This is a genomic window from Sphaerisporangium sp. NPDC049002 (assembly GCF_040649355.1).
Classification (GTDB): domain Bacteria; phylum Actinomycetota; class Actinomycetes; order Streptosporangiales; family Streptosporangiaceae; genus Sphaerisporangium.
On the sequence record NZ_JBEZFH010000270.1, the window covers coordinates 1 to 8,830 of the forward strand.

At 63.7% G+C, this 8,830-nt stretch carries 3 protein-coding genes; all 3 read left to right on the forward strand.

Going from position 1 to position 8,830, the window contains the following annotated elements; all coding sequences use genetic code 11:
- Positions 1-113 precede the first annotated feature (113 nt).
- Positions 114-6,677 carry an RHS repeat-associated core domain-containing protein gene (locus AB0B89_RS32740; RefSeq protein WP_358560515.1) on the forward strand — a complete coding sequence of 2,188 codons (6,564 nt, stop codon included), beginning with the start codon at positions 114-116 and terminating at the stop codon, positions 6,675-6,677.
- Between the two features lie 437 nt (positions 6,678-7,114).
- Positions 7,115-7,327 carry a colicin immunity domain-containing protein gene (locus AB0B89_RS32745; protein WP_358560517.1) on the forward strand — a complete coding sequence of 71 codons (213 nt, stop codon included), beginning with the start codon at positions 7,115-7,117 and terminating at the stop codon, positions 7,325-7,327.
- Positions 7,328-7,505: 178 nt separating this feature from the next.
- A partial coding sequence (locus tag AB0B89_RS32750; protein ID WP_358560519.1) for an alpha/beta fold hydrolase occupies positions 7,506-8,830 on the forward strand: 1,325 nt, incomplete at its 3' end.

Here is an 8,830-nt window from a genome sequence, read left to right on the forward strand (position 1 = left end):
TGCCTTTCCATCTGTGGCGGCTTGGCATTTCCTTACCTGCGTAGCCGTATGTTTATGAACGAACCCCATCAAAACCTCAACTCGCCGGGGCCCTGGGTTCCTGGCAGGTCGGTTTGTCGGGTGGCGGGTTCTCGTACAACTATCCGATCCCGGTGCCGCCTCCGGTGGCCGGTGAGGCTCCGCAGTTGGCGTTGTCGTATTCGTCGTCGTCGATCGATGGGCTGACGAACTACACCAACAATCAGGCGTCGGTCGCGGGGATGGGGTGGGATGTCTCGACGGGGTTCATCGAGCGCCGGTTTCGGGGGTGTGCCGATGATGTGGTGGAGTCGAGCAAGAATCCTGACCAGCGTAATTGGAAGCACCAATGCTGGGAGTCGCCGGATGAGAACGACGGGGATGCGGCGACCACCGACTACACCACCTCGCATTTGACGCTGTCGGTGGAGGGGAAGTCGTCGGCGATCGTGAAGGATCGGACCAGCGGCGGGTGGAAGACGGTCGAGGACTACGGGTGGAAGATCGACTATTCCACCTCCTCCCAGACCGGGCAGTCGTTCTGGGTGGTGACCACGGTCGATGGGACGGTGTACCGGTTCGGCTACCACCGCGATTCGATGTGGCAGACCCCGTATGTGGGGGATGACACCGGGGAGCCGTGCCGGGACCAGTATTCCAAGACCGGTGCGCCGGGGCTGTGTTTCGCGCCGTGGCGGTGGAACCTGGACCAGGAGATCGACCCGAACGGCAACGTGGTCGACTACACCTTCACCCGTGAGGAGAACTGGTACTGCAAGACGGTCGGCGCGTTGTGCCAGCCCGGCCCGCTGGGGGACGGGCGCGCGTTCCGGGTGGCTTATGACCGGGGCGGTTACCTGGCGCAGGTCGCCTACGGGCGTAACACCAACGTGACCGGGTCGGCGCACACCGCCAAGGTGGTGTTCAACGCCGTGGACCGGGGGACCCCGCCGGCCTCGGGGGTGCCGTGGGACAACGACACCCCGACCGATCTGAACTGCCCGTCCGGGCCGTCCGACGTGATCACCGCCTGTGACACCCCGGGTCCGGCGTTCTACATCTCCAAGCGCCTGGACAACGTCGTCACCTCGGTGCACAACCCGGCCACCAGCGGCTGGGACCAGGTGTACCGGCTGGAGGCCGGGTACAAGTGGGTGTACACCCAAATCCCGCAAGGCCTGCCCCCGGCCGGGCCGGTGCTGTGGCTGGACACCTTGCGCCCGGTCGGCCTGGCCGGGGACGGCCCCGACATCGCCCTGCCTCCGGTGGACTTCGAAGCCACCCTGCTGGACAACCGGGCCGACTACAACGACTCCCAGGGCAAGCCCCGGCTGCGGTTCCCCCGCATCTCCACCGTCTACAACGGGCTCGGCGGGCGCACCGACATCACCTACGGCCAGCCCAACCCCTGCCCCTACCCGTCGGGGTACCCCACCACCGGGTGGGACACAGGCGCCCGTGACTGCTACCAGGCCACCCTCGGCTCCTACTACGACACCAACGGCATCCCCCGCACCAGCCGGGCGGTGTACCTGAAGTGGCTGGTCACCCAGACCGTCGACAAAGACCTGGTCGGCGGCTCACCCGACATGCCCACCCGGTACGAATACCTCGGCACCCCCGCCTGGGCCCGCGCCTTCAACTACATGCGCGCCACCACCCTGGACGGGGTCCTGTGCACCCCACCGGTCAGCGGCTACTGCAAGATGCTGACCGAAGACTGGGAAGAGTTCCGCGGCTACCAGCAGGTGCGCACCATCAAGGGCGCCGGCACCAGCCCCGACGACTACAGCGTCACCACCACCGCGTTCTACCGCGGCATGTACGACGACCCGCTGACCAACGGCACTCCCAAACGCACCACGGTCACCGACTTCGAGGGCAACACCTACAACGACACCCGGGTCCTGGCCGGCCGCACCCTGCAAGAACAGACCTGGCGCGCCACCACCATCAACGGCCAAACCCTCACCACACCCGCACCCGTAGCACCCGCCGCGGCGGAGCCCGTAGCGGCCCGGTCCGGCCCGACGGGCCCACCCATCCCCCCGCGAACCTCCGGAACACAACCACAGCCCGACGCCGCCGCCCAACACCACCGAGCGGCGGCCGCCCCCACCGGCGCCCGCATGATCACCGCCGCCCTCGCCCCCGCCCGCGCCCTGGTCAACGGCCTGCGCGGCATGTTCGGCACCACCGTATTCGCCTGCACCTACCCCACCTGGCAGAAATTCGGCTCCTACACCACGGGCAACAAGGTCACCTGGGCCAACCACCACTGGGAAGCCCTGCAGGCCAGCGTCGGCTCCGAACCCGGCAAAATCACCAACGCCTGGAAGGACCTCGGCGACTGCACCGCCGCCCCCACCCCCACACCCACGATCACCCAGACCCCCACCCCGACACCCACCACACCCCCAAGCGGCCCCACCCTGGGCGGCTACATCGAGGTCGGCTCCACCCGGTACGAGTACACCACCGTCCCCACCGGCGACGGCCCCGGAATCTACGACCCCCGGCTGATCAACACCACCCGCCAGGCCACCCGCGAAGCCATCACCACCGGCTTCCGCTACACCGACCAGCGCACCACCTACGACACCTACGGCCTGCCCACCAAGGTCAACAACTACGGCCAGACCGGCGACGCCACCGACAACACCTGCACCACCACTACTTATGCTCGCAACACCACCAAATGGCTGCTGAGCTACCCGGCCACGGTCGAACGCCGCGCAGGCGATACCTGCACCACCGGTGCCCTGCTCGGCCGCACCGTCACTCTCTACGACGGCGCCACCAGCCCCACAAGCAATACTCCGACAGTGGGCAACGCCACGCAGACTCGTGTTTACAGCAGCGATTCCGAGTATCAAACCACTGGGGCTCGCTACGACAGCTATGGCCGGACCACGTCTGCCATCGACGCCGCCAGCAAGACCACAAGGATCGACTACATTCCTGCGACTGGATGGCCGTCGAACGGCATGGTGACCACCAACCCGCTCGACCACATCACGACCAGTCGGCGGTCGCCTTACTATGGCCAGCTCGCCGAGGTACGAGACGCTAACGCCAAGGTCACGCAACTCGAGTACGACGCGCTTGGCCGCACCACGACCCTGTGGACACCCCAGCAGCCCAAGAGTGGCGGCACAGCCGCAGCAACCGTGAGTTACACCATCCCCTATGACGGAAACCTCGGTCAGCCCACCTCGGCGGCTAAAACCAGGCTTAGCAAGCTACAGTCCGGCTCAGGCAGCACGGCTATATGGGTGACACAGCACACCTACATAGACGGCCTTGGCCGACTAAGAGAACAGCAGTCGACCTCGCCAGCAAGCGGACGCATCACCACCGCCACGGCTTATGACGCACGCGGTCTTACCGCTGCCGTTTCTCAGCCGGTGCACAACGCCGCCGACGCGGGCACCGGACTGCTGAACCCCGCCTTCACTAGCCTGCCCCAGTGGTCCAAGACCGTCTACGACGGCGCCGAAAGGGCGACAGCGCAAATCGAGTACACCGGCGCATCCGAGTTGCGCCGCACAATGACGACTCACTTCGGTGACCACTACGAGGCAGCGTCACAGCCACCCGTAGGCGGCAAGTCCGTCTACTGGACCGACACCAGCGACAAGGTCGTGAAGATCGAAGAGTGGCCCGACGCCACCACGCACAAAGACACCTCTTACACCTATGACCCCGAAGGCCACCTCACCAAGATGGTGGACGCTAACGGCAATATCCGAAGCTTCACCTATGATCTCCTAGGCCGCCGAATCACCTCCCAGGACCCCGACGCTGGAGTCGGCGAGGAGCATTACGACTCGGCTGGGCGGTTGAGCTGGACCAAGGACGGCAACGGACAAAAGCTCTCCTACAGCTACGATGATCTGGGGCGTAAGACTGCGGTGTGGGCCGGTGAGTCTGGTACCGGGACGAAGCTGAGCTCTTGGTCCTATGACACCCTTGCCAAGGGCAAGCTGACCTCCTCATCCCGCTACGTTAACGGCTACGCCTACACCAGCCAGGTCACTGATTATGACAGCATGGGCCGCCCGACCGGCTCAACCCTTACCATTCCCTCGTCAGAAGACCTACTGGCAGGTGATTACACTTTCACCGCTGCTTATAACGTTGCCGGGAATCTAACTCAGGTGGGCATGCCCGCAGCGGGAGGATTGCCGGCCGAGAAGGTCACCTCCACATTGACGGACCTTGGACTGGCCAAGGGGCTGACCTCCGACTTCGGTGGGGGGTTCACTTACGTCAATGACACTAGGTACACCGCGACGTCCCGTCTGGCCGAGCGGTATTACGGGGCGACCGGAAAAATCAAGCGAACTGTCACCTGGGACAACTCCACTGGATGGCTCTCCCGGGTCAGCACCACGGTGAAAGCCGACACCTCTACTCCTCAGCTGGCCCAAGACGACCAGTACTTCTACGGCGCGGCGGGTGATATCACTCGGATTTTGGACGCGGCCTCGGCCGTCTCGGGTAGTACGACAGGCCAGTCAGAATGCTTCTCGTATGACGGGCTGCGCAGGTTATCGGCCGCTTGGACTACGACGGCTTCCTCATGTACGGCGGGCATATCTGGCGCTGACGGCCTAGGCATTGATCCGTACAAGCAGGAGTACAACTATGACCTCGTCGGTAACCTCACCTCATTTACCGACAACGACCAAACCTCCACCTACCACTACCCAACACCCGGCGCCTCGTCGATCCGCCCCAACACAGTAACCTCCATCGACCGGCCTGGTGGCAGCACCGACTCCTACGCCTACGACAACACGGGTCGACTAAAAACGCGCACGGTAGCAAGCAAGCCGGCCACATTCGAATGGAACGAGCTCGGGGAACTCTCAAAAGCCACCGTCGACGGCCAGGACACTTCCATGGTCTACGACGCCGACGGCGAGCGCCTGATCCGCCGGGATCCAGGAGGTAGGATCACGCTCTACCTCGGCGATATGGAAGTCGAACTGGCTGATGGCCAGCTGATGGGCAAGCGGTACTACTCCGCCCCTGACGGATCGACGGTTGCTATCCGCATCGGCAGCGGAAGCCTGAAATGGATGACGTCTGGACTCCACGGCAGCCAGCAGCTAGGAATCGACGACGGCACCGGGCAGGTCAGCCGCGAACGCTACTTGCCCTACGGCAAACGCCGAGGCATCGACGACCTGCCCTTTACCGATCACGGTTTCTTGGGCAAGGTTGAAGACGATACTACCGGCCTCGATTATCTGTCCGCTCGTTATTACGACCCCAACATAGCTCGATTCATCTCCACCGACCCTGTTCTCGATCTCACCAAACCACAGGCAGCGAATCCATACAGTTATGCTGGTGACAATCCCATTGGCTTCTCCGACCCGTCCGGCTTGTCCCGCGACGATGGATGCCAGTCACCTATCGAGAAATCTACGCAACATTGCAAGGAAGTCGCTAAATGGAATTCTTGCGTAGATAAGTATGGCGAGAGCAGCTGTAAGGCTAAATGGAAGAAAGCCCAAGAAGTCGAGCTGTCAAAGGCGATCGAGCTTGCATATGTCGAGTACGTTAAGAGATGCGGCTCTGACGCCAATGATATCAAGCGGATTAGCCAGACCTGCGCCGAATGGATCTTGAGCGGCGACGGTGACCCTGTAACCGCACACGCCAAAGCTCACGCAGCAAACATCAAATTGGTCGTTGATGCGCTCCTGATTGCCGGTTTCGGGCCGGAAGAGATCGCAGGAACGGTGGTCGCAAAGCTTGGAGCTCAAGCGGCCGCAACCATCCTGGGGAAGCTGCCAAAGTTTGCCTCCATCGCTCGAAAAATAGCCAAAGGCGAGGCACTATGCAATAGCTTCGCTCCTGGCACTAGGGTTCTTATGGCAGACGGAACCCTAAAGCCGATCGAAGACATCAAACTTGGAGATGAGGTTCTGGCCACCGATCCCTTAACGGGCCAGAACGAGTCCAAGCCCGTTGTCGCACTAATTGAGAGTCAGGGCCAGAAAGATCTGGTAGAAATTACCGTGGATTCCGATGGTGACAAGGGAAATGCCGTCGGGACAGTTACCGCAACCGACAAACACCCATTCTGGGTCGATGATCAGGGGCACTGGTTCAACGCATCAACCCTTCAGGCTGGGATGCATCTTCGGACGGCAACAGGGCTTTCCGTTAAGGTGCTGCATCTCCGCGCTTACCAGCGAGCCAACCAGCGCGTCCACAACCTCACGATCCAAGGGCTCCGCACCTACCACGTGGCTGTTGGAACCACTGACGCCCTAGTTCATAATGCAAGCGGGTGCGGAGGTATCAAGAACAGCCTCGACAGTAACGAGATCACCGGCCTTAATAGAAATTTTGGCGGTTCCACAACCATTAACGGCTCCCTGGAAAGCATGTACGCGAACATGGATCGCTATAGCAGCTTCTGGGAGAAATTGGGTGTTGTTATTCGGGATATCGCCGGCGCTCACATGTTCGACAACGGAAACAAGAGAACCGCGCAGGCGGTAGTCCAAGCACTTATGAAACGCAATCATATTTCGACTGGACCTAACGCTGCGCAACTAAGAAAGATCATTCAGCAGGTCGCTACTGGTAAACTTACGAACGTACGAGACATCGCGGCCGCGTTACGTGGCTACTAGACGGAGCACGTGTGAATATAGAACAGATGATGACGAAGCTTTCAGAAGCAGGTCTTAACGTAATCCTAAAGACTGACGGAGAGAGGCTGGAAGAAGGTGAGGACTACTGGACAATCGTAATGAGCGGCTCGCCCCTAGGTGAAGAGGGTCCGATCCGATTTGATGGTGCCAGCCTAGAAGACTGTATTCGCAACAGTCTTACTTTGCTGCAAGCACGCGGAGAAAGATGGGAATGGGTTAAGGGCATCTCTTCATAAGTCGGCGTGCCGCCGGGGGCCATCTCTAGGCCCACGGCGGCTTTCCACTGGGCTTAAAGCCGCCGCGCCCAGCATTCGGGGCTCCGGTCGAGACTAAGGAGCCTAAGGCGATCTACCGGCCCCAGCCTCTCCCGCGGTTAGCAGAAACTGAGTTGGGCGACGGCAGCGAGCACGGTCTCCGTGCCGATCCGCAGGTCGGTGGTGTTACAAAGGGGACCAGCATGGCAGGGGAGGCTGTTCGATGTTCTCGACGGTTTGTTCGCCTCGGTGGATGACTACTGCGCGGATCAGGAGATCCTGGAACAGGTGGGCGGTCTCGATGACGCCGGATTGCGTGATGCCGCTGAACGGGCCCTCCTGGACCTGGCTGAAGTCGGCGGACACGCAGGCTGAATAACGCGTGTTCCGCGACCGTCCCGGCCGCTCCCGTGAAGCCTGCCGTGTGCCGGAGCCGCGTCGTGTACGGCCCCTCTCCAGTGCGGCGCGATCGCCGGGCTAAGGGCTGTGTGTACCGGAATCGCCGAGGTCGGGGGAGCGGAGCGGGGGATCCCGCGCGGCGGAGGATCGGATCATGAACATAATGAGATCCGTCGCCGCGAGCGTCGCGGCCGCCGCCTTGCTCTTGTCGCTCCCGTGCGCGTCCGCGTCCGCCCGTGCGGGTCTCGCTCGCGACGCCGCGAGCGCCGAGGGTGCCGCGAGCGCAGTGGGTGCGGCGAGCGCAGTGGGTGTGGCGGACGCGGCGGGGGCGGCGAGTGTGGTGTCGGGGTGTCCGGTGGGGGCGACCTGCGGGAGCCTGCGGGTGCCGCTGGACAGGGACGATCCCTCGGCCGGCACTACGACCGTCGCCTACGCGCTGGTGCGCAGACACGACACCTCGCGGCCCGCCGAGGGGACCATCGTGCCGAACCCGGGCGGGCCCGGGGTGCCGGTGATCGGGCACCGGGACTACGCCGGGGCGTACCGCCACCTGCTGGACAGTTACGATCTGCTGCTGGTCGACCCTCGCGGGGTCGGCGGGTCGGGGCCGTTGCGGTGTGACTCGGCGCGGTGGAGCGACCTGTCCGGGTCGCGCCTGCTGGCGCTGGAGGCGGTCCACGCCTGCGGGACCGAGATCGGCGCCCGGCGCCGCTACTACACCACGGCCGCCGCCGCCGACGACATCGACGCCGTACGGGCGCACCTGGGCATCGGCAGGCTCGACCTGCTCGGCCAGTCGTACGGCACGTACCTGATGACCGTCTACGCCGAGCGGCATCCCGAGCATGTGCGCTCGATCGTCATGTCCTCGGCGTACCCGCTGGACTTCGACATGCTGGGCGGGCCCGCGGCGCGGGCGATGCGCAGGTCCGTCCACCTGCTGTGCCGCCGGTCCGGGGGCGGGTGCGACGGGGACGCGGTGCTGGACGACCTGAAGACCATGGCGCGGCGCCTGGAGGACAGGCCGATCCGCTACTCCGGCGGTGTCCTGGACGACACGGCGCTCGCGAGCACCGTGTACAAGCTCGCCTCCAGCCATGTGGAACTGTACGGAAGGCTGCCCGAGGCCCTGCGCCTGGCGGTCCAGCGGGATGTCGAGCCCCTTGTGGAGCTGGCGGAACGGGTACGGCCGATCAGCGGATCCGCCGCGCGCGGCAGGACGTTCAGCCTGCCGATGTACGTGACGGTGACGTGCAACGACTACCCGGCGTTGTGGGACAGGCGCGCCCCGGTGCGGGAGCGGTTCAGGCAGTACGCCGCGCACGTGGCGCGGCTGGATCCGTCCGAGTACCGGCCGTTCAGGCCGCAGGCGTGGATCGCCGGGATCGTGGACCTCGGAGACTTCTGCGTCCGCTGGCCCGACCGGGCGGCGCCGGCCCGGTACGGGCACGTCGGGCAGCCGCCCGTACCCGTACCGGG